This is a genomic window from Micromonospora sp. NPDC049529 (genome assembly GCF_055586685.1).
This window is the reverse complement of the sequence record NZ_JBVJHT010000012.1, coordinates 88,769-115,141: the sequence shown is the minus strand read 5'-3', so window position 1 is coordinate 115,141 and position 26,373 is coordinate 88,769. Positions and strand designations below refer to the sequence as shown.

25 protein-coding genes are annotated in these 26,373 nt (G+C 71.0%); 6 read left to right on the top strand and 19 right to left on the bottom strand.

What is annotated here, in order from left to right:
* Positions 1-65: 65 nt before the first annotated feature.
* From ACZ6QQ_RS22200 to ACZ6QQ_RS22155, 10 genes are all read right to left on the bottom strand, one after another.
* A complete protein-coding gene (locus tag ACZ6QQ_RS22200; protein ID WP_465878665.1) occupies positions 66-788 on the bottom strand; it encodes a SanA/YdcF family protein in 723 nt (240 codons plus the stop codon).
* 33 nt (positions 789-821) lie between these two features.
* Complete coding sequence (locus ACZ6QQ_RS22195; RefSeq protein ID WP_465878664.1) at positions 822-1,421, bottom strand: MerR family transcriptional regulator; 600 nt, start codon at positions 1,419-1,421, stop codon at positions 822-824.
* A gap of 184 nt (positions 1,422-1,605) precedes the next feature.
* Positions 1,606-2,070 (bottom strand): bifunctional nuclease family protein, encoded by a 465-nt coding sequence (locus ACZ6QQ_RS22190; protein WP_465878662.1) that lies wholly within the window; start codon positions 2,068-2,070, stop codon positions 1,606-1,608.
* 216 nt (positions 2,071-2,286) lie between these two features.
* Entirely contained in the window at positions 2,287-2,994 is a 708-nt protein-coding gene (gene ftsR, locus ACZ6QQ_RS22185) for a transcriptional regulator FtsR (protein WP_465878939.1), read from the bottom strand.
* A 56-nt stretch (positions 2,995-3,050) separates the two neighbouring features.
* Positions 3,051-3,503, bottom strand: a complete 453-nt coding sequence (gene odhI, locus ACZ6QQ_RS22180; protein WP_121161321.1) for an oxoglutarate dehydrogenase inhibitor Odhl — start codon at positions 3,501-3,503, stop codon at positions 3,051-3,053.
* A gap of 212 nt (positions 3,504-3,715) precedes the next feature.
* Positions 3,716-4,096 (bottom strand): glycine cleavage system protein GcvH, encoded by a 381-nt coding sequence (gcvH, locus tag ACZ6QQ_RS22175; protein WP_465878661.1) that lies wholly within the window; start codon positions 4,094-4,096, stop codon positions 3,716-3,718.
* A gap of 63 nt (positions 4,097-4,159) precedes the next feature.
* Positions 4,160-5,128, bottom strand: a complete 969-nt coding sequence (locus ACZ6QQ_RS22170) for a DUF881 domain-containing protein (RefSeq protein WP_465878938.1) — start codon at positions 5,126-5,128, stop codon at positions 4,160-4,162.
* 118 nt (positions 5,129-5,246) lie between these two features.
* Positions 5,247-5,579, bottom strand: coding sequence for a small basic family protein (locus tag ACZ6QQ_RS22165; protein WP_329110516.1), 333 nt, complete (start codon positions 5,577-5,579; stop codon positions 5,247-5,249).
* A complete protein-coding gene (locus tag ACZ6QQ_RS22160) occupies positions 5,576-6,508 on the bottom strand; it encodes a DUF881 domain-containing protein (protein ID WP_465878659.1) in 933 nt (310 codons plus the stop codon). The genes ACZ6QQ_RS22165 and ACZ6QQ_RS22160 overlap by 4 nt, the downstream gene beginning before the upstream one ends.
* Positions 6,505-7,149 carry a CDP-alcohol phosphatidyltransferase family protein gene (locus tag ACZ6QQ_RS22155; RefSeq protein WP_465878658.1) on the bottom strand — a complete coding sequence of 215 codons (645 nt, stop codon included), beginning with the start codon at positions 7,147-7,149 and terminating at the stop codon, positions 6,505-6,507. Before ACZ6QQ_RS22155 ends, ACZ6QQ_RS22160 begins: the two co-directional genes overlap by 4 nt.
* 367 nt (positions 7,150-7,516) lie before the next feature.
* Between ACZ6QQ_RS22155 and ACZ6QQ_RS22150 the strand changes: the two genes are divergently transcribed.
* A complete protein-coding gene (locus ACZ6QQ_RS22150) occupies positions 7,517-8,287 on the top strand; it encodes a GNAT family N-acetyltransferase (protein ID WP_465878656.1) in 771 nt (256 codons plus the stop codon).
* A gap of 74 nt (positions 8,288-8,361) precedes the next feature.
* On the opposite strand, the gene ACZ6QQ_RS22145 is transcribed toward ACZ6QQ_RS22150, so the two are convergent.
* Both ACZ6QQ_RS22145 and ssuE read right to left on the bottom strand, forming a co-directional pair.
* Positions 8,362-9,531 carry an LLM class flavin-dependent oxidoreductase gene (locus tag ACZ6QQ_RS22145; RefSeq protein WP_465878654.1) on the bottom strand — a complete coding sequence of 390 codons (1,170 nt, stop codon included), beginning with the start codon at positions 9,529-9,531 and terminating at the stop codon, positions 8,362-8,364.
* A 53-nt stretch (positions 9,532-9,584) separates the two neighbouring features.
* Entirely contained in the window at positions 9,585-10,136 is a 552-nt protein-coding gene (gene ssuE / locus ACZ6QQ_RS22140) for an NADPH-dependent FMN reductase (RefSeq protein WP_465878652.1), read from the bottom strand.
* A gap of 448 nt (positions 10,137-10,584) precedes the next feature.
* Between ssuE and ACZ6QQ_RS22135 the strand changes: the two genes are divergently transcribed.
* From ACZ6QQ_RS22135 to ACZ6QQ_RS22125, 3 genes are read left to right on the top strand one after another with little or no spacing between them, the layout of a single operon-like run.
* The gene (locus tag ACZ6QQ_RS22135; protein WP_465878650.1) at positions 10,585-11,565 is read left to right on the top strand and encodes an aliphatic sulfonate ABC transporter substrate-binding protein; all 981 of its coding nucleotides are present in this window, start codon (positions 10,585-10,587) and stop codon (positions 11,563-11,565) included.
* Complete coding sequence (locus tag ACZ6QQ_RS22130; protein ID WP_465878648.1) at positions 11,562-12,428, top strand: ABC transporter permease subunit; 867 nt, start codon at positions 11,562-11,564, stop codon at positions 12,426-12,428. Before ACZ6QQ_RS22135 ends, ACZ6QQ_RS22130 begins: the two co-directional genes overlap by 4 nt.
* Positions 12,395-13,141, top strand: a complete 747-nt coding sequence (locus ACZ6QQ_RS22125; RefSeq protein ID WP_465878645.1) for an ABC transporter ATP-binding protein — start codon at positions 12,395-12,397, stop codon at positions 13,139-13,141. The genes ACZ6QQ_RS22130 and ACZ6QQ_RS22125 overlap by 34 nt, the downstream gene beginning before the upstream one ends.
* A 16-nt stretch (positions 13,142-13,157) precedes the next feature.
* On the opposite strand, the gene ACZ6QQ_RS22120 is transcribed toward ACZ6QQ_RS22125, so the two are convergent.
* The 7 genes from ACZ6QQ_RS22120 to ACZ6QQ_RS22090 form a co-directional block, all read right to left on the bottom strand.
* A complete protein-coding gene (locus ACZ6QQ_RS22120; protein WP_465878642.1) occupies positions 13,158-15,125 on the bottom strand; it encodes an ABC transporter ATP-binding protein in 1,968 nt (655 codons plus the stop codon).
* Positions 15,122-17,041 carry an ABC transporter ATP-binding protein gene (locus tag ACZ6QQ_RS22115; RefSeq protein WP_465878641.1) on the bottom strand — a complete coding sequence of 640 codons (1,920 nt, stop codon included), beginning with the start codon at positions 17,039-17,041 and terminating at the stop codon, positions 15,122-15,124. The genes ACZ6QQ_RS22120 and ACZ6QQ_RS22115 overlap by 4 nt, the downstream gene beginning before the upstream one ends.
* On the bottom strand, positions 17,038-18,471 hold the full coding sequence (locus ACZ6QQ_RS22110; RefSeq protein WP_465878639.1) for an LLM class flavin-dependent oxidoreductase: 1,434 nt from the start codon (positions 18,469-18,471) through the stop codon (positions 17,038-17,040). The genes ACZ6QQ_RS22115 and ACZ6QQ_RS22110 overlap by 4 nt, the downstream gene beginning before the upstream one ends.
* Positions 18,472-18,540: 69 nt before the next feature.
* On the bottom strand, positions 18,541-20,184 hold the full coding sequence (locus ACZ6QQ_RS22105; RefSeq protein ID WP_465878638.1) for a dipeptide ABC transporter ATP-binding protein: 1,644 nt from the start codon (positions 20,182-20,184) through the stop codon (positions 18,541-18,543).
* A complete protein-coding gene (locus ACZ6QQ_RS22100) occupies positions 20,184-21,068 on the bottom strand; it encodes an ABC transporter permease (RefSeq protein WP_465878636.1) in 885 nt (294 codons plus the stop codon). The genes ACZ6QQ_RS22105 and ACZ6QQ_RS22100 overlap by 1 nt, the downstream gene beginning before the upstream one ends.
* Positions 21,065-22,021, bottom strand: a complete 957-nt coding sequence (locus ACZ6QQ_RS22095) for an ABC transporter permease (RefSeq protein WP_465878634.1) — start codon at positions 22,019-22,021, stop codon at positions 21,065-21,067. The genes ACZ6QQ_RS22100 and ACZ6QQ_RS22095 overlap by 4 nt, the downstream gene beginning before the upstream one ends.
* Positions 22,021-23,694: an ABC transporter substrate-binding protein gene (locus tag ACZ6QQ_RS22090; protein WP_465878631.1), complete on the bottom strand. Its 1,674-nt coding sequence runs from the start codon at positions 23,692-23,694 to the stop codon at positions 22,021-22,023. Before ACZ6QQ_RS22090 ends, ACZ6QQ_RS22095 begins: the two co-directional genes overlap by 1 nt.
* A 607-nt stretch (positions 23,695-24,301) precedes the next feature.
* On the opposite strand from ACZ6QQ_RS22090, the gene ACZ6QQ_RS22085 reads away from it, so the two are divergent.
* Together ACZ6QQ_RS22085 and ACZ6QQ_RS22080 are read left to right on the top strand one after the other, a co-directional pair.
* On the top strand, positions 24,302-25,708 hold the full coding sequence (locus tag ACZ6QQ_RS22085; RefSeq protein ID WP_465878629.1) for a selenium-binding family protein: 1,407 nt from the start codon (positions 24,302-24,304) through the stop codon (positions 25,706-25,708).
* Positions 25,705-26,343, top strand: coding sequence for a hypothetical protein (locus ACZ6QQ_RS22080; protein WP_465878627.1), 639 nt, complete (start codon positions 25,705-25,707; stop codon positions 26,341-26,343). The genes ACZ6QQ_RS22085 and ACZ6QQ_RS22080 overlap by 4 nt, the downstream gene beginning before the upstream one ends.
* Positions 26,344-26,373: the final 30 nt, after the last annotated feature.

Here is a 26,373-nt window from a genome sequence, read left to right as displayed (position 1 = left end):
CGGAATCGGGACCATCACCGGCCGGGACGACGGTGGTCCCGCCCCGCTGACCGGCAACACAGCCGTCAACCCCGCAACGCGTCGTCCACACCGGACTCACGCGGCCCGAGAAACACCGGATCCCGACGACTCACCACGTCGTACACCGCCTTCACCGCCGCCAACCGCTCCCGGAAACTCCCCCACCGCCACGCCCGCCCGAACCGGCTCACCGAATCGTCCCCGACCCCGACCGCGTCCAACCCCACCTGCCGACACACCGCCACCGCCCGGTCGACATGGAAAGTCTGCGTCACCACGATCAGCTGCCGGACCCCGAAAACCCGCGACGCCCGCTGACACGAGTCATACGTATCGAAACCGGCGTGATCCTGCACCACCCGCGACGCCGGCACACCCCGATCCACCAACCACCGCCGCATCGCCCCCGGCTCGTCGTACTCCCACCGCCGGTGATCCCCCGACACCAGCACCACCCGAGCCTTACCCGCGTCGTACAACTCCTTCGCCAACTGCAACCGGGCCGCCAGGAACGGAGCCGGCGTCCCATCCGCATCCACCTGCGCCCCGAGCACCAACACCACTGGGGCAGCCGGCACCCCCGCCAAATCGAACACGTGTGCCCGCGACGACCGGTCCACCCAGACCGCGCTGCCGACCACCGCCGACAACCCCAGCAACGCCACCACCACGGCGGACACCAACAACCGGCGCCACCACCGACGCAGCAACGTCACCACGGACAACGGACCAACAACCCGGCGGGACCAACCCGCGACAGCCGACATCAGCACATTGTGGCCGGCAACACCAACGACCGGTCAGCCGGCCCGACGCCGCGCCCGACGCGCAGCCAACTCGTCACCGGAAACCTCCGGCTCCGCCGGCACCCCGATCGGCTGCACACCCCCGGCCGGCTCCGCCGGCAGATGCGACAACGACCCCTGGATCTCCTTGAACGCACCACCGATGGCGATGCCGAACACACCCTGACCACCCTGCAACAGGTCGACGACCTCTTCCGGGGACCGGCACTCATACACGGTCGTACCATCCGAGATCAACGTGATGCCGGCAAGATCCCCGACCCCACGCGACCGCAACGCCTCGATCGCCTTCCGGATGTTCTGCAACGACACCCCGGCGTCCAGCAACCGCTTGACGACCTTGAGCACCACCAGATCCCGGAACGAGTACAACCGCTGCGTACCCGACCCCGACGCATCCCGGATACTCGGCACCACCAGCGTCGTCCGCGCCCAGTAGTCCAACTGCCGGTAACTGATACCCACCGCGGAACAGGCAGTCACGCCGCGATACCCGACCGCACCGTCACCCTCCACGAAGGGATCGACCGCCGCGGTGCCGTCAGTGTGGCGATGATCTGATGTCCCCGGATCAGGGTCCTGTGGCTCGTGCATCCGGACAACCTCCCCGCCAGTGCGGTGACACGTCGTTTCCGGGACGTGCACCCCTCGACAAGGCAACCCTATAGCGACACCCCACCGAACAGCCGCAGGATCCAGCGCGACACGCCGCACACACGGCACCACACGCCGCACCCGGCCCGTCAGCGTACGACCGGAACCCACCGGCCCGGCACGATCAACCCGCGAAATCCTCCGGCTGAACCTGCTCCAGGAACTCCCGGAACTTCTCGACCTCGTCCTCCTGCTCATCAGGAATAACGATCCCGGCCTCGGTCAGCACCTGGTCCGCGCACCTGATCGGCGCACCCACCCGCAACGCCAACGCGATCGAGTCACTCGGCCGGGCCGAAACCCGCAACCCGTCCCCGATCAGCAGGTCGGCGTAGAAGACGTTCTCCTTCAGCTCGGTGATCTCCACCGCGCGCAACGGCGCCTCCAGCGCCGCCAGGATGTCCCGCAACAGATCATGGGTCAACGGCCGAGCCGGCTTGACCCCCTGCTGCTCGTACGCGATCGCGGTCGCCTCCACCGCACCGATCCAGATCGGCAGGTAACGGTCACCCTCGACCTCCCTGAGCAGGACGATCGGCTGGTTGCTGGGCAGCTCCACCCGAACCCCGACCACGCTCAGCTCGCGCACCGCCGCCTCCGTGTCGTCGTGTCTTCCCCAGCAACCATGACCCGGCGACCAAACCCCCGTGCCACCGCAACCGGCCCCTTCACCTGCACGGTACACGGGCCGCGAGACGGTCGTCCCACGCGCGTCGCCGCACCGTCGCACGCCCCACCGGGGTTACCCCGCGAAGCCTACGGCACGCCCGCGACCGCAGATCTTTCCCACCTCACCGACGCCGGGTCAACGACCCAGCATCGTCCGCAACCCCACCCGCACCAGAGCCGCGTGCAACTGCTGCGACAACCCGACCAACTCGCGCGCCGCCTCCGCCGCCCGAGCCCGCGCCGCCGGATCATTCTGCCGCGCCAACGGCGCGATCAACTGCTCGAACAACCCCACCTCACGATCCGCGGCCGTCCGGAACGCCCGCAGATGACGCGGCTCCAACCCGTACGCCGCCAACCCCGTCACCGCCTGCGCGATGATCAACGCATCCGAGTCGTACCACCCCGGCGGCCGGGACACGATCAACCCCAACCGCTCCAACTCGGTCAACGTCACATCATCGATCCCCGTACGAGCGACCAGATCCGACCGGGTCACCCGCACATCAGCCGACTCCACCGGCCCCGGAACGACACCGTCCCGACCCGGAACCTCACCCTCCGGACCAACCGCCACCAACGCCGGCCGCTGCCGCCCCGGACTCTCCGGCTCCCGCTCGGAGGCCTCCAACTGCTCCCGGATCACCCGCAACGGCAGATACTGATCCCGCTGCGCGGTCAGCACGAACCGCAGCCGCGCCACATCCTGGAAGCTGTACTTCCGATAGCCGGCCGGCGTCCGCTGCGGCTCGACCAGACCCTCAGCCTCCAAGAAGCGCAGCTTCGAAATCGTCGTGTCGGGAAACTCCACCCGCAGCTGAGCCAGCACCTCACCGATGCTCATCAGCGGCTGGGCCCGACCGGCCGAAGCCGTGGGCGCAGCCGCTGCCGCACGCTCATTCACCCCCGGCCGGCCTCCTCCTCCGGGCGCGGACCGGCGATAAAGACCAACCGGAACTTGCCGATCTGCACCTCGTCGCCATTGCTCAAGGTGGCCGCCTCGACCCGCTCACGATTGACGTAGGTGCCGTTCAGACTCCCCACATCGCGGACGGTGAACGTACCCCCGTCCCGGTGGAACTCGGCGTGCCGCCGCGACACCGTCACGTCGTCGAGGAAGATGTCACTGTCGGGGTGCCGACCACTGGTGGTCACGTCGTGGTCCAACAGGAACCGGGCCCCGGCATTCGGACCACGCCGAACGACGAGCAACGCCATGCCCGGAGGCAACGACCCCGACATCCGGCTCGGCACAACATCGGCATCCGGTCCCTCCAGCACTTCGTCCAGTGCACCGAGGTTGAGCGTCGATGTGACGTCGAGTGGGGGGAACTCGTCGTCTGGGCGCGTCATGGGACCACCTCACGGATCTGTTCGGTCGGGCGTCAGGGGTGGCGGGTCTGGCCGCCGGGCTGTAAAGCCCAGCGGCTGGCTCACCCGTGCCAGGGAAGGCAATTCCGCAACGCGCAACTATTGGGTTCTCGGTCGACTGAGCGAGCCTAGCCAGCGCCGAAATACAGGGCAACCAGACGCGCGGGCACAATCCGCACCCGAGCGCGCCCACATCAGCTCTCGGTCAATTCCCGGTACGCCGCCGCGGTCAGCAGACCGTCGACCGCCGCCGGCCCATCCGGAGCGATCTCCAGCAACCAACCCGCACCGTACGGGTCACTGTTGATCAACTCCGGCGTATCGCCGAGATCGGCGTTACGCGCCACCACAGTGCCACTCACCGGGGCGTAGATCTCCGAAACACTCTTCGTCGACTCGATCTCACCCAACGACTCACCCGCCTCGACCGTGGCGCCCTCGTCCGGAAGCTGAACATAGACGATGTCACCCAGAGCGTCCTGGGCGAAGTGGGTGATGCCCACCCGCACCGATCCGCTACCGTCGCCCGCCACCCACTCGTGCTCGGCCGTGTAACGCAGGTCCTCAGGAATCACCAGCCGCGTCCTTCATCGTCGCTCCGATCGGTACCGCACCCCGCAAGGTACGGCCGCGCCCGGTCAGGAGACCGGGCGCGCGTGCTTCAGGTCCAGCGGAGCGCTCAGGGTCGCCACGTCGACCACCTCCCGCTCTTGGACGGTCACGTTACCGCCGTCCCCACTGACCGACGCCACCACCCCGCCCGGAATGTTCAACGCGGTCCGCATCGTCGATGGATCACCGATCACCGTGATCGTGTACGGCCCGACCAACTTCCGCCCACTGACCACGATCGCCCCATCCTCGTCCAGGAAGAAAGTGCTGGCCACGATCCGTACCGTCGCACCACCACCGGAAATCTGCATCGCCTCCGCGCCCGCCCCACGCAACTCCTGCACCGCGTCGAGCACCGTCGCCGCCTCGATCGACTTCGCCCCCGACGAGAACGTCACCGTCAACCCCGGCCCCCGGGCCGGCAACGTACCCGCCAGAATCCCCAGCTCATCGGCCCGTCGCGTCGCCTCGTCCAACGCCGCCTGCCGCCCCTGCGCGCCCGAGGCGAGCTGCCGCTGACTCTCCTCCAGACCCGCGACATCCTGACGCAACCGCTGCTCCTGCGACTCCAGATCCGACAGAATCCGCACCAGATCCTCCTGCCGCGTCGCCGCCAGCTCCGGATCAGCCGAATTCGTCTTCAACTGCACCACCAACGTGAAACCCAGCAGCGCCAGCAACACCGCGATGATCACACTCGCGCCACTCCACCGCGACCGCAGCGACAGCCCCCGCACCCAGCCACCACCGGCCACGACCGGCTCCCGCCGACCCCGCTCCGGATCACCCTCGACCACGGCATCCGAATCCACGACATCCGGATCCACCTCGACCCGGGCGTCCCCACCGGCCACCGACCGACGCGCCGCAGCCAGGTCCACCGTCGGCCCGTCACCGACGTCCGACTCCGACCCCAACACCGGTTCCGGTCCGGGAGACCGACCGGGACCACCCCGATCAGGGTCACCGGACCGGCGCGGCCGATCGCCGGACACCCCCGGATCCGGCGCGGCGCCCGTCACCGGCTCCTCCACCGGACCCGACCCACCCGCCGCACCGGACGCGTCCGAACCCGCCCCGGCCTGTCGCTGCTCGTCGCTCATCGTCAGAAACCTACGCCCGGAACAGGTGCCGGCGGATCGCCGCCACATTGCCGAAGATCCGGACACCGAGCACCACCACCACACCGGTGGACAACTGACCACCCACCCCGAGCTGATCACCCAGGTAAACGATCACACCCGCGACCAGCACGTTCGAGATGAACGAGATCACGAACTGCTTGTCGTCGAAAATCCCGTCAAGCTTCGCCCGTACCCCACCGAACACCGCGTCCAGCGCCGCGACCACCGCGATCGGCAGATACGGCTGCAACGCCGCCGGCACCGTCGGGTCCAGCACCACGCCGAGCACCACGCCGGCGAGCAACGCGAGTACGGGGATCATCGGCCGCCTCCGGACGGGCTGAGGGATGAACCGGCGCCAGGCGACGCCGGAGGAGTGGAACGCGCCGCCCCGGAAGGCGACGGTGACGGCGACACGGACGGAACCGCGTACCGCAGCTGCGGCTCACTCGCCGCCGGCAGGGTCAGATCATCAGCCCCACGCACACCGAAAGACATACCGTGCTCCGCCGCGACCTGACGCAACAGATTCGCCGCCTCACTGGACCGGAACCGGCGCTCCAGCTGACCCGGACCGATCGCCGACACCTCGTACGGGCCCGTCACCGGCCGGAAATCCACCAGGATCGCACCACCGGCGGCCCGGATCGTCGACGTCGCCGTGAGCCGCTGACCATTGATCGAGATCGCCTCCGCACCGGCACTCCACAGCGCGTTCGCGATGTCCTGGAGATCCCGGTCGAGCACCTTGCCGAGATTCGTACCACCGGCGCCCGTCACCGCATCCGCCTCCGACGGCCCATCGGCGACCCGGACCACCACACCGTCACCCCGAACCCGCCCCAGACCGGTCGCCGCCTCCAGATCACGCAACCGGGCCGCGTCACTGCCCGACAACGCCGCGTCCCGCTGCCGGTTCACATCCGCGCGCAACTCGTCGGCCCGGCGGGTCAACTGGTCGGTCTCGCTCTCCCGCTGCTTGATCTGCGCCACCAGCCCGGCCCGCGCCTGACTGCGCCCCGGCTCCCCCTCGATCGTCTGCCGGTAGGCGATCGCCAGCAGGAAACCGAGCGCCGCCAGGGTGATCACACTCACCACCCGGATCGTCGACCGCCGCCACCCCGTCGGCCCACGACCCGCGCGCCGACTGACCGCCGCGTCCGAGTAACCGGGATCGAGCGGGTTACGGAACAACTCGGTGAGGAAATCCGGGGCGTAGGTGCGCTCCGGACCACGACCGCCGGTGCTCATCCGGCCTCCCGACGGGTCGTACGGACCAGCTGGGCGGCCTGGATCAGGTAGAGCACCCCGGCAGCCCAGTAGAGGACCAGCCCCCACCAGGCCAGCGCCCATCCGATCGCACCGGCGGCGGCCGCGGCACCGGGCACCGCGTCGGCGAGCAGCAGCGTCGGAAACGCGGCGAGCAGGATGAACGTGGCGGTCTTGCCGACGTAGTGCACCGGCGGCGGACCGTACCCGTGACGGCGCAGGACCAGCAGGGAACCGAAGAGCACCACCTCGCGGGCCAGCAGCGCGACGGTGAACTCCCACGGCACGATCTCGCGGGCGGTGAACCCGGCCAGCGTGGCCAGGATGTAGAGCCGGTCGGCGAACGGGTCGAGCAACTCCCCCAGCCGACTGACCTGGCGCAGCCGGCGGGCGACGTACCCGTCGACCCAGTCGGTGGTCCCGCCGACCGCGAGGACCACCAGGGCGGCGACGTCCGCGCGCGGCCCGAGCAGGAGATAGAGGAACAGGGGTACGCCGAGCAGCCGGGCGAAGCTGATCAGGTTGGGGATGGTGAACACCCGGGTCGTCGCCGCGTCCTCGGACTGGGCGGCGGTGCCCCCGGTTGGCTGGGCATCATCTGCCCGCGCCGGCCGACGCGACACCGAACCTCCCTCTGCGACTGGTCCGGCGCCCGCTGACACGGGTCGTTCCGGGACCGTGCGCGCTCCGCCGGTGTCCGCGAGGTCCCTGGGTGACCTCGCGATCAAGCCGGCTCCTGGCACAGTCGCCGTGGTCCGGGTGTGAACGGACGTCCGGGGCTGCTGATTTGCGGTGTCACTATATCCGTCCCCTGTTGGCGGGCTACGGGTGCCGGAGCGGGTCGTCGTTACGTGATGAGAGGCACAACCCGTAGTGCGTCCTAGGACGCTAGTGGGATCGGCGGGCGGCGAATCGGGCCCGGGGTCGAATTGCTCACGCGCCCGATCAGCTTCGAACCCGGACAAGTCATTCGATTTGTAGGATCCGCGGGTGGAGACAACGGATCCCGTGGACGTCGCGGCCGAGACCTGGATGGCCGCCCTCGCCATGTTCGCGGTCGCCCAGCCGTCCGGCACCTACCGGATGGGCGCGGGCGGCACCTCCGTGCTCGTCACCGGTGCGCCGATGCCGATGCTCAACGGTGTGATCAGCGTCGTACGCGGGCCCGACGCCGAGGAGATCGAGGCCTTCGCCGCCGCACCGGAGCTGGCGTCGGTGGCCTGGAGCATCCAGGTCCGCGGCGACGAGGTCGACCCGCGCATCGAGCGGATCGCCGACGCACACCGACGGGGGCAGCGGTCGAGGCTGCCCTTCATGGTCAAGAGCCTCACCCCGCGGGACGCGGGGCCACCGGGGGACGACGCGCCACCGGTACGCGAACTCGCCGGCACGGACGGCGAGCTCTACCAGAGCGCGCTGGCCGCCGGCTACGAAGGCCCACGGGAGATCTTCGCGGTCTTCGGCTCCCCCGCCGTGCTGGAGCACTCCGCGATGCGCGCCTACGTCGCCGAGGTCGCCGGCACACCGGTCGCGACGTCCTTCGGCGTACTGATCGACGACCACGTGGGGGTGTTCAACATCGCGGTGCCACCGGAGCACCGGCGGCGTGGCTACGGCCGGGCGGCGACGGCGGCCGTACTCCGCGAGGCGTACGCGGCCGGAGCGCGAACCGCGTACCTGCACGCCAGCCCGATGGGGGTCGCGCTCTACCGGGAGATGGGCTTCCGGGTCGCGGAGGACTGGACGATCTTCACTCCGTGACCGCCTCAGCGGGTGGCGGTCAACGCAGCGCGTTGGTGACCCACCGGCGGCACCGGTGGGTCACCAACGACGGATCAGCTCGGCGAGCTGGTGGCCGGTTCGGGGGCGGCGAACGGGACCGCGGCGGCGACCGGCTCGGGATCGCCCACCGGGTGCCGCCACAGCCCGCGCTGACGCAGGATCGGCAGCACGCCCTCACCGAACCAGTACGCCTCCTCCACGTGCGGATGCCCGGAGAGGATGAACTCGGTGATGCCCAGGGCGTGGTACTCCGCGATCCGGTCGGCGATCTCGGTGTGGCTGCCGACCAGCGCCGTACCGGCACCGCCCCGGACCAGGCCGACACCGGCCCAGAGATTGGGTGCGATCTCCAACCCGTCCCGCGAACCACCGTGCAGGGCGATCATCCGGCGCTGCCCCTCGGACTCGCTGCGCGCCAGCCCCGCCTGGACCGCCTTGATGTCCGCCTCCGGAATGCCGTCGAGCAGCCGTTGGGCCTGGGCCCAGGCCTGCTCGGCGGTGTCCCGGGCGATGACGTGCAGCCGGATACCGAACCGGAGTTCGCGCCCGGCCTCGGCCGCGAGGCCCCGGATCCAGGCCAGCTTCTCGGCCACCTGCGCGGGCGGCTCGCCCCAGGTGAGGTAGACGTCGGAGTGCGCCACCGCGACCGGGCCGGCCGCCTTCGACGAGCCACCGAAGTAGATCGGCGGGACCGGGTCCGGCAGCCGGCCGAGCTTCGCCTGCTCGACACGGACGTGCGGGCCGTCGTGGCTCACCGTCTCACCGCGCCACAGCGCCCGTACCACGTGCAGGAACTCGTCGGTACGGGCGTACCGGGCGTCCTTGTCGAGGAAGTCGCCGTACGCCCGCTGTTCGTGGCTCTCTCCGCCGGTCACCACGTTGAGCAGCAGCCGCCCGTTGGACAGCCGTTGGAAGGTGGAGGCCATCTGGGCGGCGAGCGTCGGGGAGAGCATGCCGGGGCGGAACGCGACCAGGAACTTCAGCCGCTCGGTGACCTCCGACAGCATGGCGGTGGCCAGCCAGGCGTCCTCGCACCAGGCACCGGTCGGGGTGAGCGCACCCTCGAAGCCGAGTTGTTCCGCGGTACGGGCGATCTGGCCCAGGTAGGCGACCGTCGCCGGTCGGGCGCCGCCCGCCGTGCCGGCGGCCAGCCCGTGCCCGCCGCCGACGATGTCGCGGCTGTCGCCGTAGGTGGGAAGGAACCAGTGGAAGGTCAGTGCCATGGTGCTCTCTTTCGATCCGGGTGGGGCGTGCGGGAGGAAGGGTCGGTCCGGGATCAGGCCGCGATTGGCAGTCCGCGCGGCGCCAGGGCCGCGGCGAAGGTGTCCACCACGGCGTGCAGCGCCGGTGCGGCGGTCGCCTCGACCACGGTCGCGCCGTCGGCCCCGGTGAGGATCAGCTGGTCGAGCAGGAAGTAGCCGGGCACGATGTGTGCCGCGCCCATCGCGTTGAGCACCGGGCGCATCGCGTAGTCGATCGCCAGTACGTGGGCGAGCGTCCCGCCGGTGGCCAGCGGCAGCACCACCTTGCCGGCCAGCGCGTACTGGGGCAGCAGGTCGAGCAGTGCCTTCAGGGCGCCGCTGTAGGACGCCTTGTATACCGGGGTCGCGACGAGCAGGCCGTCGGCGGCGGCGAGCGCGTCGGCCACCGCGACGATCGCCGGGTGCTCCGGGTCGGCGCCGAGCAACGCCTCCGGCGGCAGGTCCCGGATCGACAGGGCGTTCACCCGGTGCCCACCGTCGGCGAGCCGCCCGGCCAGCAGTTCGACCAGCCGCGCGGTACGGGAGGTGGACGATGGCGAGCCGGAGATGGCGAGGATGGTGGACATGCGCTCTCCTCGGGTCGGTGCGGCACGCCGGACGGAACGGGGACGCCGGGCGGTGGCGCTGGATGGATCTTCACGCAGCTTATCTATAATTCCTATCGGTTGAGTAGACCTCTCGGCTAAGTTGATCAAGCCGGTTCGGGTGATGCGCGGCACGCCCCCTCCCGGCCCAATATCGATTTTCCCTATCGGTCGAATAGGACAAGCCGCCCCGAGCAACGCCCCACCCACCTCCGGCGAGGAGCGCGTTTCGGCAGTTCACGACCGGTCCGGTCGGATCTCAGGGCGGGCGACAAGGTGCGACCGGGAGGGCAGTTCGAGGCTGAAGTGACGTACGTCACAGGTCATTGACGCCGTCGGGCGACCGCCCAAAGCATGGTCGCCGGCAACCACCGCCACGCTTCCACCACTGTGGATCGCCCACCGCCCTCGACGCTCCGGGAGTTTGCTCATGTCGATCGCCACGCGTACCGGCAGCCGAAGCTGGCGGCGGTTACTGGCCGCCGCCCTCAGTGCGGGCCTGCTGGCCACGGTCGGTCTGGTCGCCGGCTGCGGCGACACCGAGCAGGCCGCGGGCGCGGAGTCACCACTGCGGGTGGGCTACCAGCGGTTCGGGGGGCTGAGCCTGGTCAAGGCACGGGACGCGGCGGCCGGCACCACCTGGTCGCTGTTCGAGAGCGGACCGGCGCTGACCGAGGCGTTCAAGGCCGACGCGATCGACATCGGACAGGTCGGCGAGGCGCCACCGATCTTCGCCGCCGCCGGCAAGATCCCCTTCAAGATCATCGGCACCTCGCAGGAGATCCCCGAGGGCGAGGCGGTGCTGGTCAAGGAGGGCAGCGGCATCAACAGCTTCGCCGACCTCAAGGGCCGTACGGTCGCGCTGAACAAGGGCTCGAACGTGCACTGGCTGCTGGTACGACTGCTGGAGGCGAACAACATGACGCTCGCCGACATCCAGGTCAAGTACCTCAAACCGGCCGAGGGTCGACCCGCGTTCGACGCCGGGCAGGTCGACGCCTGGATCATCTGGGACCCGTACTTCGCCCTCGCCGAGCAGCCGGGGGTGAAGATCCTGGTCAACGCGACCGGCCTGGCCGGCAACCGGGAGTACCTGCTGGTCTCCCCCGAGGCGTTGAAGAACAAGCCCGAACAGATCCGGGCGTTCCTCCAGACCTACCGCGAGGTCACCGACTGGGGCATCGCCAACCCGGCCGACCGGGCCCGGATCCTGGCACCCGAGCTGAAGATCCCGGAGGACGTCACCACCCGCGCCCTGGCCCGCAGCGCCCGCGCCCTGGCCCCGGTCACCCCGGCGATCGGCGACGAACTACAGGCCATCGCGGACGGCTTCACCAAACTGGAACTCATCCCGACCTCGGTCGACATGCGCGACCGGGTGGACGGCCGGTTCGCCGAGGTGCTCGGATGACCCGTTCCGCACCGGCGCCGGCAACCGTGCCGGACGGTTCCACCGCCGCGCCCGTACCGGGCGGGGCGGGACCGTCCGGGCCGAGGCGCCGCCGCCGTACCGGTGCGCGGTGGCGACGGGTGGTCAGCCCGGTCGTGCTCATCCTCGGCTGGGAACTGGCCTCGCGGACCGGCCTGCTGGCACCGGAGAAACTCTCCGCACCCAGCGAGGTGCTGCGCACCGGCTGGCGGCTCGCCGCCGACGGGATCCTCTGGACCCACCTGACCGACTCGCTCACCCGGGCGGCGATCGGGCTCGCCATCGGCGGCACCCTCGGAGTGCTGCTCGGCGCCCTCGCCGGACTGCTCCGGATCGGCGACGACCTGGTCGACCCGCCGGTACAGATGGCCCGGATGCTCCCCCACCTCGGCCTGGTTCCGCTGCTCATCATCTGGGTCGGCATCGGCGAGTCACTGAAGATCACCCTGGTCTGCCTCGGCGCCTTCTTCCCGATCTACTTCAACATGTACGCCGGCATCCGCGACATCGACGTACGGCTGGTCGAGGCGGCCCGCACCTGCGGGCTGAACGCGATCCAGCGGATCCGGCACGTGATCCTGCCCGGTGCCCTGCCCGCCCTCTTCCTCGGCCTGCGCCTGGCCATCGGCGCCGCCTGGCTGAGCCTGGTGGTCGGCGAACAGGTCAACGCCCAGACCGGCATCGGCTTCCTGATGATGGAGGCCCGGGAGTTCAGCCAGACCGACGTGGTGGTCCTCGGGCTGCTCATCTACGCGCTGCTCGGCCTGGTGTCCGACGTGGCGCTGCGGATGCTGGAGAGGAGGGCGCTGACATGGCGGACCGGCGTACACGTCCAGGCGAGTTGAGCCCCGGTGCGGACCGGGCGCCGGTGGTCACCGCCACCGGCGTCCGGCGCGACTTCGACGGCACCGCCGTCCTCGACGGCGTTGACCTGAGCATCCGGCCCGGCGAGGTGGTGGCCCTGCTCGGCGGCTCCGGCTCCGGCAAGAGCACCCTGCTGCGGGCGCTGGCCGGACTCGACCCCGAGGCCGGCGGCACCGTCGACGTACGGGGCCGGCCGGCGGTCGTGTTCCAGGAGCACCGGCTGCTGCCGTGGAAACGGGTCGGCGACAACGTCGCGCTCGGCCTGACCGGACCGGACGTACGCGACCGGGTCCGGGCGGCACTGACCGAGGTCGGCCTCGCCGACCGGGACCGGGCCTGGCCGGCGCAGCTCTCCGGTGGCCAGGCCCAACGGGTCGCGGTCGCCCGCGCCCTGGTCCGGGAACCCGAGGTGCTGCTGCTGGACGAGCCGTTCGGCGCACTCGACGCGCTCACCCGGCTGCGGATGCAGGGCCTGCTCGGGCGGCTACGGGCCGAACACGGCTTCGCCGCCCTGCTGGTCACCCACGACGTCGACGAGGCACTGCTGCTCGCCGACCGGACGCTGGTGCTCGAACACGGCCGGATCGTCGAGGACGCCCCCGTACCGCTGCCCCACCCGCGTGCCCACGACGATCCCGGCTTCGGTGGTCTGCGCCGGCACCTGCTGGACCGGCTCGGCGTTCCGGTCGGCTGACACCGCGCCACCGGGGTCAGGAGTGGTCGGCCCCGGCGGCCCAGGTGGCGAACATCCGGGCGTACGGGCCGTCCCGGTCGAGCAGTTCCCGGTGCGAGCCGGACTCGGCGATACCGTGGTCGTCGATCACGACGATCCGGTCGGCGCGGGCGGCGGTGGAGAGCCGGTGCGCGACCAGGATCGCGGTCCGCCCGTCGAGCAGCACGTCCAACGCGGCCTCGACCCGCAACTCCGACTGGAGGTCCAGGTTGGCGGTCGCCTCGTCGAGCAGCACCACCCGGGGCTGGGCCAGGAAGGCACGGGCCAACGCCAGCAGTTGCCGCTCACCGGAGGAGACCGACTGGCCGCGTTCGTGCAGCGGGGTGGACAGCCCCTGCGGTGAACGTTCGACCAGATCCCGCAGGCCGACCGCGTCCACCGCGGCCCACACCTCGTCGTCGGACGCCTCCGGGCGGGCGAACGCCACGTTGTCCCGGATCGAGCCGGCGAACAGGAACGGCTCCTGCGGCACCACGCCGATCTGTCGGCGCAACGAGTCGAGCGTGACCCCGCGCAGGTCGTGCCCGTCGATCAGGACCCGGCCGGCATCCGGGTCGTAGAGCCGGGTGACGAGTTTCGCCAGGGTCGACTTGCCCGCGCCGGTCGGCCCCACGCAGGCGACGGTCTCGCCGGCCGCGAGCCGCAGGCTGATCCCGCGCAGCACCGGGCGGGCCGGGTCGTAACCGAAGGTCACGTCGTCGAACTCGATCTCCCCGTCGACCGGGGGCAACGCCACCGCGTCCGGCGCCTGCGCCACGCTCGGCGCGCTCTGGAGCAGTTCCCGCAGCTTGCTCACGGCCGCCCGGCCCTGCTGGTAGCTCGTGTAGAGCTGGACGAGTTGCTGCACGGGCTGGAAGAACGCGTTGAGGTAGAGCACGAACGCGGTCAGCTCACCGATGCTCAGCTCGCCGCGCAGCACCATTCGGCCACCGATGAACAGCAGCGCGGCCAGTCCGAGCAGGCCGATCGCCGAACTGCCCGGACCGTAGATCGCGCTGATGTGCCCGGTGAAGTCGTTGGCGTCGCGGTAGCGGCCGACCACCTCCCGGTGCGCGAGCACGTTGCGTTCCTGCCGGTTGTGCGCGGTCACCACGCGTACGCCGTGCAGCCCCTCGGCGAGGTCGGAGAACATCGCCGCGACCGCGTCGCGTTGCCGGCGGTAGCCACGATCGGAGGCGACCCGGAACCAGATCGAGGCGGCGGCCAGCGGCGGCAGGACCAGCACCAGCATGATCAGGGCGAGTTCCGGGTCGTAGCCGACCAGCACCACGACGATCACCAGCATGGTCAGCGCGTGGCCGGCGAACTGGGCCAGGCCGTCCTGGAGGAGCTGTTGCAGCGACTCGATGTCCGAGGTCATCCGGGTCATGGTGACCCCGGCCTTCTCCCGGGTGAAGTAGTCCAGGGACAGGCGTTGCAGCTGGGCGAAGACGCGTACCCGCAGGTCCCGCATGGCGTACGCGGCGAGCCGGCCGGTCTGCCGGGTGCGCGCCGCCGCGGCCAGTCCACCGGCCAGCACGGTGGCCGCGAACGCGCCGGTGGCCAGCAGCAGCACCGACGGATCCTCGGCCACGATGCCGTGGTCGATGCCGACCTGCACCAGGTACGGGCCGGCCTGCAACAGCAGCGTCTCCAGGACCACCAGCAGGCAGGCGACCAGCAGGGTCCCCCGGTAGCGGGCGACGATCGTCGACAGGGTCAGCGGTGGCTCGTCGGGCGCTCGGGCGGTGAACGTCTGGTGCTGCGGTTCGGGCTCCGGTTCGCTCGCCTCCAGGCGGGCGACCCCGGCGAGCAGTTCCTCCGGGATGCCGGCGAACGGCAGCCCGTTGCCGTGGTTGCCGGACTTGCCGCTGCCCCGACCGGCGCCGATCCCGCCGAGGCCGCCCATCGGGCCGCCGGCCGAACCGCCACCGGGGCCGCCGAAGCCCCCACCGAACATGCTCATCGGGTCGCCTCGACCGCCGCGCCGGGCCCCTGCCGGGGCGGGCCGGCGCCCCGATCGGTACCGCCGGGCCGGTCCAGCGGCTCGGCCGTCAACTCGTCGGCCGATCCAGCAGGGTCGGCCGGTCCAGCGGGGTCGGCCGAGTCGGCCGACCCACCCGAGTCTGCCGGGTTGCGTTCGGCGAGGACCGCCCGGTAGCGGGGTTCGGTGGCGAGCAGGTGGGCGTGGCTGCCCTCGGCCACCACCCGGCCCGCCTCCATCAGCACCACCCGGTCGGCGAGGCCGATGGTGGAGAGCCGGTGCGCGACGATCACGGTCGTCCGGCCGCGCATGAGGTCGCGCAGGGCGGCGTGGATCCGGTGCTCGACGGTCACGTCGATCGCGCTGGTCGCGTCGTCGAGGACCAGCACCGGCGGGTTGACCAGCAGCGCGCGGGCGATGGCGAGCCGCTGGCGCTGCCCACCCGAGAGGGTGTACCCGCGCTCCCCGACCACCGTGTCGTAGCCGTGTGGCAGGGCCCGGACGAAGCCGTCCGCGCCGGCCGCGACCGCCGCCGCGACCACCTCGTCCAGGGTGGCGTCGGGTCGGCCGTAGGCGATGTTGTCCCGGATCGACACCGAGAACAGGAACGGCTCGTCCGGCACGATGCCGACCTGCTCACGCAGGCGGGCCAGGTCCAGGTCGCGGACGTCGTGCCCGTCGATCCGTACGGTGCCGCCGTCGGCGTCGTAGTAGCGGGCCAGCAACCTGCCGAGGGTCGACTTGCCGGACCCGGTCCGGCCGACCACCGCCACCGTCTCACCGGCGCGTACCCGCAGGTCCAGGCCGTCGAGGGCGACCGTGCCGTTCGCGTACGTGAACCGCACGTGGTCCAGGTGCAGGTCACCGCGGAGGTCGACGGGCACCGGGTGCGGTGGCGACACCACGTCGGAGCGGGTGTCCAGAACCTCGTAGATCCGTTGCGCGGAGGCCGCCGCCCGCTGACCCATCATGATCATCATGCCGAGCATCCGGAACGGCGGCTGGAGCATCAGCACGTACGTGTTGAACGCCACGATCGTGCCGACCGTGGTCCGCCCTTCGAGCACCAGCCAGCCGCCGGCCAGCAGCACCAGGGCCAACCCCAGCCGGGGCAGGTTCTCGATCACCGGCGACCAGCGCGACCGGATCCGGGCATCGGTCAGGTACGCCCACCGCACCCGGTCCGCCGCCACGGCCAAGGTGTCGAGCTGCCGCCCCTCGGCCGCGAACGCCTTCACGATCCGTACCCCGTTGATGTTCTCGTCGACCACCGTGGCCAGCCCGGCCAGCCGCGCCTGGATCAGCCAGGAGACCGGGAAGATCGCCTTGCGCATGGCCACCCCGAGCAGGCCGATGATCGGCATGGTCACCATCGCGACCAGGGCCAGCGGCACGTTGATCGTCAGCATCAGCACGAACGCGATCCCGGCGATCGTGCACTGCACCAGGATCGACGGCCCGAAGGCGAGGTACATCTGCACCGCCCGGATGTCCGAGCTCGACCTCGACATCAGCTCACCGGTCTGCACCCGGTCGTAGAAGCCGAACGGCATCCGGATCAGGTGGGCGAACATGATGTTGCGCAGGTCGTACTCGATCTCGTACGCGGTGCGCAGCAGGTAGCGCCGGGCCAGGTAGGCGACGACCGTCTGGACCAGCGCCAGCACCACCACCCACCAGACGTACCGGCCCAGGTCACCGCCGCGCGCGATGATCGCGTGGTCGATGCCGAGCCGCATCACGTTGGGGATCTGCACCTGCACGACCAGGCCGACGAACGACAGCACCAGCGAGGTCAGCAGCAGCCGCTTGTGCGCCGCCACCAGCGGTAACGCCCGACGCAGCCAGGACTTGGCCGGGTCCGGGTCGATCACCGCCCGTGGCGCGCGGTAGCTCACGCCGGGCTGCCCGCCGTACTCAGTCGCAACGGGGTCGCCGGCACCGACAACTGCGCCGGGTCGCGGTAGCGGGCGCCCGGGTGGACGTCGTACAGCCGGGCCTGCCCGGCCCCGAACAGCCGCTCGCGCAGGGTCTCACCGTCGTCGTACGACTCCCGGTAGCGACCCCGGCGGCGCAGCTCCGGTACGACCAGCTCGATGAAGTCCTCGGCGGTACCCGGGGTGAGGAACTGGCGCAGGTTGATCCCGTCGATACCGCCGGCGTCGACCCAGCGCTCCAACTCGTCGGCGACCACCTTCGGGGTGCCGGCGACGAAGAACGGGCCCCGGTTGAACGACCCGATCTGGTCGAGCACCTCACCGACGGTCTGCTCCGGCCGGTAGCGGCGACCCAGCCGCTGGTAGCCGGGGTCCTGCCGGGCGATGATGTCGCCGATCCGCTCGGCGCGCGGGTAGCGGGTCCAGTCCAGTCCGGCCCCGGCGTGCGCGAGGTGCCCGTCGACGCTGCGCAGCCGCCGGAACTCGGCCACCTTCCGGTCCACCTCGGCGTCGGTACGCCCGACGATCACCGCCGCCCCGGCGAGGAACTTGATGTGCTCCGGGTCACGCCCGTACGCCTTGGCCCGGCTGCGGGTGTCCTCGACGTTCGCCCGTACCTCGTCCAGGGTGCTGCCGCCGGTGAAGACCGCCTCGGCGTGCCGGGCGGCGAACTCCTTGCCCGCGTCCGAGGCACCCGCCTGGTAGATCACCGGGGTGCGCTGCCGGGACGGCTCGGACAGGTGCGGGCCGGCGACGCGGTAGTGCTCGCCGACGTGGTTGATGTAGCGGACCTTCGCCGGATCGGTATACACCCGGTCGGCGCGGTCCCTGATCACGGCGTCATCGTCCCACGAGCCCTCCCACAGCTTGTAGAGCACGTCGAGGTACTCGTCGGCGATCGCGTACCGGCGGTCGTGTTCCACCTCGTCGGGCAGGCCGAAGTTACGGGCCGCGTTCGGCAGGTACGAGGTGACCACGTTCCACGCCACCCGTCCCCTGGTCAGGTGGTCCAGGGTGCTCATCCGGCGGGCGAACGCGAACGGCGGTTCGTAGGTGGTGGAGAAGGTGGCGGCGAACCCGAGGTTGCGGGTCACCGCCGCCATCGCCGGGATGACCAGCAGCGGATCGTTGTTCGGGATCTGCACCGCCTCGCGCAACGCCGTCTCGGGGCCGGAGCGGAACCCGTCGTACGCGCCGATCACGTCGGCCAGGAAGACCGCGTCGAAGGTGCCGTACTCCAGCAGTTCGGCCAGGTCGGTCCAGAACTCGATGTCGTTGAAGCGGTGCCGGTTGTTGTCCTCGTGCACCCAGAGCCCGTGCGAGATGTGCCCGACGCAGTTCATCTCGAACAGGTTGACGTGGATCTTCTTCTTGGGCGGGTCAGCGGTCATCTTCGGTGTCCTTCGTGAGGTGTGGTGTGTGCCCCGCCCCGTAGGGCATCCTAGGAGGCTAGGTGATAACTAGCTGGAGTTGGTCGGGTGCAGCCGGGGCACCGCCGCCAGGAGGGCACGGGTGTACGCGTGCTGCGGATGCTCGAATATCTGCGCGGTGTCGCCGGCCTCGACCACCCGCCCGTCCTTCATCACCAGCACCCGGTCGCTGACGTGGTGGATCACGCCCAGGTCGTGCGAGATGAACAGGTACGACACGCCGAGACGTCGTTGCAGGTCGGCAAGGAGGTCGAGCACCTGCGCCTGGACCGAGACGTCGAGCGCGGAGACCGGCTCGTCGCAGACGATCACCTCCGGCTCGGGGGCCAGCGCCCGCGCGATCGCCACCCGCTGCCGCTGCCCGCCGGACATCTCCAGCGGTCGCCGGCCCAGGTAACCGGCGTCCAGACCCACCTGTTCGAGCAGTTCGACGGTCCGGTCCCGGCGGCCGGCACCACGCCGGACGCCGATCACCCCGAGCGCCTCGCCGATCACCCGCTCGACCGTGTAGCGCGGGTCGAAGGAGCTGAGCGGGTCCTGGTAGACGACCTGTAGCCGGCGCCGTTCCCGCCGCCGCTGCGCCGGGTCGAGGGTGGCCCAGTCACGGCCGTGCAGCCGTACCTCACCGGCGTCGGGCCGTTCCACCCCGAGGACCAGCCGGGCGGTGGTGGTCTTGCCGGAGCCGGACTCGCCGACGATGCCGAGCGTCTGCCCCGGGCCGAGGGTGAAGGAGACGTCGGCGACCACGGTGCGGCGGATCCCGTCCGGGCCGGGGAACGACTTGGTCAGCCCCCGCACCTCGACCACGTCGCCACCGGCGGCCGGTGGCGCGGCGGCGGGCCGGGTCGCGGTCGGGGCACCGGTCGGGACCGGTACGGCGGAGAGCCGGGTGCCCTTCGGACGGCTGCCGGGGACCGCCGCCAGCAGCGCCTTGGTGTAGTCGTGCCGGGGGTCGCCGAGCACCTGCGCGGTCGGACCCTGCTCGACGATCACGCCGTCGCGCATGACCGCTATCCGGTCGGCCAGCCGGGCCACCACCGCCAGGTCGTGGCTGACCACCAGCATCCCGCCCTCGCTGGTCTTGAGCGTCTCCAGCAGGGCCAGCACCTGGGCCTGGACGGTGGCGTCCAGGGCGGTGGTCGGCTCGTCGGCGATCAGCAGGCGCGGCGCGCAGGCGATCGCGGAGGCGATCAGGGCCCGCTGCCGCAGCCCACCGGAGAGCTGGTACGGATACTGCCGCGCCCGCACCTGCGGCTCCGGGACGCCCACCGAGTCGAGCAACTCGACCACCCGCCGCTGCCGTGCCGTACGGGTCAGCTCGGTGTGCAGGGCCAGCGGCTCGGCGACCTCCCGGCCGACCGGGCGCAGCCCGTCCAGCGAGGAGAGCGCGTCCTGGAGCACGAAGCCGATCCGCGCTCCCCGGATCCGGCGCCACCGCCGTAACGACAGCCGGGTCAGGTCCTCGCCCTCGAAGGTGAGCCGGTCGACGCGTACCCGGGCGCCGGACCCGGTGAGGCCGACCAGGCTGCGCGAGGTGACGCTCTTACCGGAGCCGGACTCCCCCACCAGGGCCAGGCACTCGCCCCGGCCGATGGTGAACGAGATCCCGTCGACCACGGTCACGCCGTCGAAGTCGACCCGCAGGTTCTCCACCGTGAGCAGTGGGTCGGCCATCAGGACACCCTCCCCTCGGAGCGGCGCCGCAGGTCCCGGCCGACCACCGTCACCGCGAGCACGGTCAGGGTGATCGCCAGGCCGGGTACGGCGAGCATGAACCAGTCGTTGGAGATGTACTGGATGCCGGTGGAGAGCATGCTGCCCCACTCGGCCGCCGGTGGCGGGGTGCCGAGGCCGAGGAAGCTCAGCGACGCCCCGTTGGCGATCGCGTCACCGATCCTGATGGTGGCCAGCACCACCAGCGGCTTGAGCGCGTTCGGCAGGACGTGTCGGGCGATCACCGCCGAGCGGCTCAGGCCCAGGGCGGTGGACGCCTCGACGTACGTGGCCCGGCGGACCACGTGCACCTGGGCCCGGACGATCCGGGCGTAGTACGGGACGCTGGCGAACGCCACCGCGAACAGCACGTTGGTCGTGCCGGTACCGACCAGGGTGATCACGACCAGGGCGAGCAGCAGGTCCGGCACGGCGAGGGCGACGTCGACCAGCCGCATCAGGGCGCCCTCGACGAACCGGCCACCGATGCCGGCGACCAGGCCGATCAGGGTGCCGCCGGTGACCGCGAGCGCGGTCGCGCCGAGGCCCAGGATCAGCGTGGGGCGGGCCCCGTGGATGATCCGGCTGAGCACGTCCCGGCCGGTCTGGTCGGTGCCGAGCAGGTGCCCCGGACCGGGTGGCAGGAATGCGCCGTCCGGGCTGAGCGCCAACGGGTCCTGCGGCGCCAGCCAGTCCGGCACCAGGGCCGCGACCACCAGCAGGGTGAGGAAGAGCGCGGCGAGAGCGACGCCCGGCCGGATCGTCCGGCGCCGGGCCCGCCGCGCCGGGGCGGTCGAGGTCGCCGCCGACGGTACGGCGGCCACGGGTACGTCGAGCGCGGTCACGCCGTCACCACCCTCGGGTCGACCAGGCCGTAGACGATGTCGACGACCAGGTTCACCACCACGTAGACGGCGGCGGCGAAGAGCACCACGCCGAGCACCAGCGGAATGTCCTTGGTGGTGACGGCGGTCAGCATGAGTTGCCCGACGCCCCGGCGGACGAAGAGGGTCTCGGTGATCACCGCACCGCCGAGCAGAGTGCCGATCATGTAGCCGGACATGGTGACGATCTGGATCAGCGCGTGCCGCAGCGCGTGCCGGATCCGTACCGCCGTGTCGCGCATGCCCCGGGCGCGGGCGGTGAGGATGAACGGCTGCTCCAGCACGTCCTCAAGTTCGGCGCGCAGCACCTGGCCGAGCACCGCGGCGATCGGCAGGGCCAGGGTGACCGCGGGCAGCACCAGGGAGGCGAAGCCGTCGTTGCCGGAGACCGGGAACCACCCGGTACGGAACGAGAAGACGATCAGGAGCAGCAGGCCGAGGACGAACGTCGGGAAGGAGGCGAGCACCACCTCGACACCGGAGGCGGTGGAGCGGATCCAGCGACGGCGCCCGGCGGTGAACACGGCGACGGTGACCGCCAGCACCAGGGCCAGCAGCGCGGCGCCGAGCGCCAGGGCGACGGTGGGGCCGAGTTGCTCCCCGATCGCCCGGGTAACCGAGATCCGCTGTTGGTAGGACTCGCCGAGGTCGCCGGTGAGCAGGTTGCCGAGGTAGTTCAGGTACTGCCGATGCAGCGGCAGGTCCAGGCCGTAGTCCTGGCGTACGCGTTCGAGCACGGCCTGGGTGGGGTTGGCGCCGTCACCGGCGACGGTCGCGAGCGCGGCGTCGCCGGCGGTCGCGTGCAGGGCGAGGAAGGAGAGCGTCGCCGCTCCCCAGAGCACCCCGACCCCGGCGAGCACCCGGCCGCCGATCCGGGTCGCCTGCGCGCGGACCCGGTCCGCCCGGCCCGCCACTACTTCTCCAGCCAGGCGTAGGTGAACAGCGGGGTGCCGTGCGAGGTGTCGACCGAGACGTTGTGCAGTTTGCGGCTGAAGGCCCAGAGCACCGAGTTGTCGTAGACCGGAATGCCGGGTACGAGTTCGGCCAGCCGGGCCTGCACCCGGCCGTAGAGCTGCTGCTGGGTCGCCTGGTCGGTGGTCTGCCGGGCCTGCTCCAGCCACTGGTCGACCTGGGGGTCGGACAGGTGCGAGGTGTTCTGGCCCAGCCGCTTGGCGTTCGGGATGCTGAAGCTGGCGTACTTGATGTAGAGCACGTCCGGGGTGTTGGTGTGCCACACGCCGTAGGTGAGGTCGTAGTCACCGGCGTAGCGCAGGGTGGTGAACTGGGTCGACGGCACCAGTTGGATGTTGACCCGGATGCCGACCGACTTCACCTGGGCCTGGATCAGGTCGAAGATCGGGCTGACCGTGCCGGCCTGGCTGACCGGCCACTGCACGGCGAGTTCCTTCCCGTCCCTGGTCCGGTAGCCGTCGCCGTTGCGGGAGGTCCAGCCGGCCTGGTCGAGGAGTTGGTTGGCGAGCTTCGGGTCGAAGCCGGGCAGCTTCACGGCCGGGTCGTAGTACTTCGTCACCCGGTCGACGTAGCTGGTCGACTGCTGCCGCTCACCGAAGCCCAGGGTCTGCACGATCGCCGGTACGTTGACCGCCGCCGCGAACGCCCGCCGTACGTCGAGGTTGTCGAACGGGGCGCGGGAGGTGTTGAACTCCACCGTGTACGGCAGCCCGATCCGGTTGACGTTGGCGTACACGAAGTCGGGGTTGTTCTTCAGGGCGGCGGCGTTCTGCGCCGGGACGTAGCCGGTGGCCTGGTACTGCCCGCCGGTGAGGGAGTTGAACCGGACCGCGTCCTGGCCGACCCAGGAGACCTCGATGCCGTCGAGGTGCGCCTCGCCGGTCTGCTTGAGCTGCGGCGGCGCCCAGTTGTAGCCGGGGCGCCTGGCGAACGTGACGCCCTGGTTCTTGGTGTAGCTCGTCAGGACGAAGGGGCCGGAGCCGATCGGCTTCTCGCAGAGCTGTGCCGGGGTGGTCTCGTTGATCGCCTTCGGTGAGAGCAGGCCGAGCCAGCCCTGGGCGAGCACGTCCAGGAACGGGCTGTACGGAACGCCCAGGTGTACCTCGATCGTGTACGGATCGATGATCTTGCTGTCCTGGTACGGGGCGATGTACGGCCCGGCCAGCGGTGACCGGGTGGTCGGGTCGAGCATGTGCTCGAAGTTCACCCGGACCGCCTCGGCGTCGAACGGGGTCCCGTCGCTGAACGTCACCCCCTGACGGAGCTTGAAGGTGTAGGTCCGCCCGTCCGGCGAGATCTGCCACGACTCGGCCAGGTACGGGCCGGGCTGCCCCTGCTCGTCGAGGTAGATCAGGTTGTCGGTGAGGATGTGGCCGAAGATCTGCTCCACGTCGGAGGAGATGGCGTGCGGGTCGAGGCAGAGCGGGTCGGTGTTCATCGACAGGCGCAGTGTGCCGCCGGAGACCGGGGTCCCCTCGGCGTTCAGCGCCGCCCCACGGGCCGGCTCGTTCCCCGGTCCGGGGCCGGCGGCGGCACCTCCGCCGGCCCCGCACCCGGCGAGCAGGGCGAGTGCGGCCACACCGGCCAGGCTTCGCAACTTGTGTCGTACGCGCACGGTGGCTCCTTGGTTGTTCATCGGGGTTTCGGCGGTCAGGAGTACGCCGTCGGCCTGGGCACGGTCGGTCCTTCCGAGGATCGATCGCGGCGGGCGGTACGGCTTCCGCGCGGGCGGCAACCGCCGGTCGCGCCCGGCGGCTCGGTGGGGATCTGCCGGATCCGGTGGACACGTCGTCGCGGCACACCGGGCCGGGTCTGTGGAGTGCGTGCGCGACGCTGCGGCACACCCGCACGGCAGGGCGGGGGGAAGGTCGGGAGCGGGGTGACCGCGACGGCGTCCGAACGGGACGGCCGGCCGGTCAGCCGGGATGCGACGGGGGCCGGTGCGCCGGCCGCGTCGCCAGCGGCGTCAACAGCTGCTGCTGCAAACCCGCTGGTAGTCGACGAAGCGGCGCCGCACCAGGCGGGTGCTCCGATTCATGGCGCCGAAGGTAGCCGCCGGACGAGCACAGGGTCTAGATCAATGTGACCTGGCTCACCTATTTTCCCGGTATGTTCTACCGCTTTAATAGGGAATACCCGCGCCCCATCTGCGAACCGGGATCGACGGGTTACCTTGCCACGGAACACGCCGAGCGGAGAGCCGTCCGACCAGGGAGCAGCCCGTGACCCGATGGACCCCGGACCCCACCTTCTACGCCTCACCGCGCGACGCGGTCAACGCGCCACCGGAGAAGCTCGCCTACGTCGCGGCGTTCGACCGCACCGCCCGGCAGCCGGACGCGATCGCGGTGGTCGACGTCGACCCGGACTCGGACCGCTACGGCAGTGTGATCGGCTGGACCGAACTGCCGCACACCGGCGACGAACTGCACCACTTCGGCTGGAACGCGTGCAGCAGCGCGCTCTGCCCGACCAGCCCGCACCCGCACGTCGAACGGCGCTACCTGATCGTGCCCGGTCTGCGCTCGTCCCGGATCTACGTGCTGGACACCGGGACGGACCCGACCCAGCCGACGATCGTCAAGGTGCTCGGCCCCGAGGAACTGGCCGACCGGGCCGGCTACTCCCGACCACACACCGTGCACTGTGGACCCGACGGCATCTACCTCACCGCCCTCGGCGGAGCGAACGGCGAGGACGGTCCGGGCGGGCTGGCCGTCCTCGACCACGACACGTTCGAGGTACGCGGAGCGTGGGAGGTCGACCGGGGCCCGCAGGTCCTCGCGTACGACGCCTGGTGGCACCTCAACCACGACGTGGTGGTCACCTCGGAGTGGGGCACGCCGTCGATGATCGAGGACGGCATCGTCGGCGAACTGCTGCTCGGCCGCAGGTACGGGCACGCGCTGCACTTCTGGGACCTGCGCCGGCGTACCCACGTGCAGACCGTCGACCTGGGTGACCAGTACCAGATGCCGCTGGAACTGCGCCCCGCGCACGACCCGACCCAGACGTACGGCTTCGTCGGGGTGGTGATCAGCGTCGAGGACCTCTCCGCCTCGATCTGGCTCTGGCACCGCGACGGCGACCGGTGGGCGGCCACCCGCGTGATCGACATCCCGGCCGAGCCGGCCGACCCCGAACTCCTGCCCGACCTGCTCAAACCATTCGGGGCGGTGCCACCACTGGTCACCGACATCGACCTCTCGGTCGACGACAGGTTCCTGTACGTCTCCTGCTGGGGCACCGGCGAACTCCAGCAGTACGACGTCAGCGACCCGTTCCACCCGGTGCAGACCGGCTCGGTCCGGCTCGGCGGCATCGTGCAACGCAGCCCGCACCCGGCCCGCCCCGACCTGGCCCTCTCCGGCGGCCCGCAGATGGTCGAGGTCAGCCGGGACGGCCGCCGGGTGTACGTCACCAACTCGCTCTACGGTGCCTGGGACGACCAGTTCTACCCCGACGGGGTCGGCGCCTGGCAGGCGAAACTCGACGTCGACGGCGAGGCCGGTGGACTCACCCTGGACCAGCGCTTCTTCCCGCACGGCGACGACTTCCGGGGGCGGCGGGTGCACCAGACCCGGCTACAGGGCGGCGACGCCTCGTCCGACTCGTACTGCTTTCCGTGACCTGGGCGCAGTGGGGCGCGCTGGCCGCGCTCGGCGCGTTCCACGGTCTGAACCCGGCCATGGGCTGGCTCTTCGCGGTCGCCAGGGCGATGCAGGAACGGCGCCGCACCGCCCTCTTCGCGGCCCTGCCGGCGATCGCCGCCGGGCACCTCGCCTCGGTGGCGATCGTGGCCAGCCTGGTCAGCGCCACCCGTTCGGTGGTCACCGGCACGGTGGTGCCGGTGACCACCGGGCTGGCACTGGTCGGCTTCGGACTCTGGCGGCTCCTGTCCCGGCGGCACTTCCGCTGGGCCGGCATGCGACTGTCCCTGCCGCAGCTCGCCGGCTGGTCGTTCCTCATGTCGTCCGCGCACGGCGCCGGGCTGATGCTGCTGCCGGTGCTGCTCGCCGCGCCGGTGCCGACCGGACACGCCGGACACGGTACGACGCTGGCCGCACCCGTCGGTGCGCTCACCGGCCTGGCCGCCGCCGGCATCCACACCGTCGCCATGTTCGGCACCGCCGCCGTGCTGGCCGTGCTGGTGTACGAGGTGGTCGGGCTGGGGGTGCTGCGCCGGGCCTGGTTCAACGTGGACCGGCTCTGGGCCGGTGTGCTGGTCGCCGCCGGCCTGGTCACCCTCGTCACCGCCGGCTGAGTGCTGTCTGCCCCCGGATCCCCGACGCCG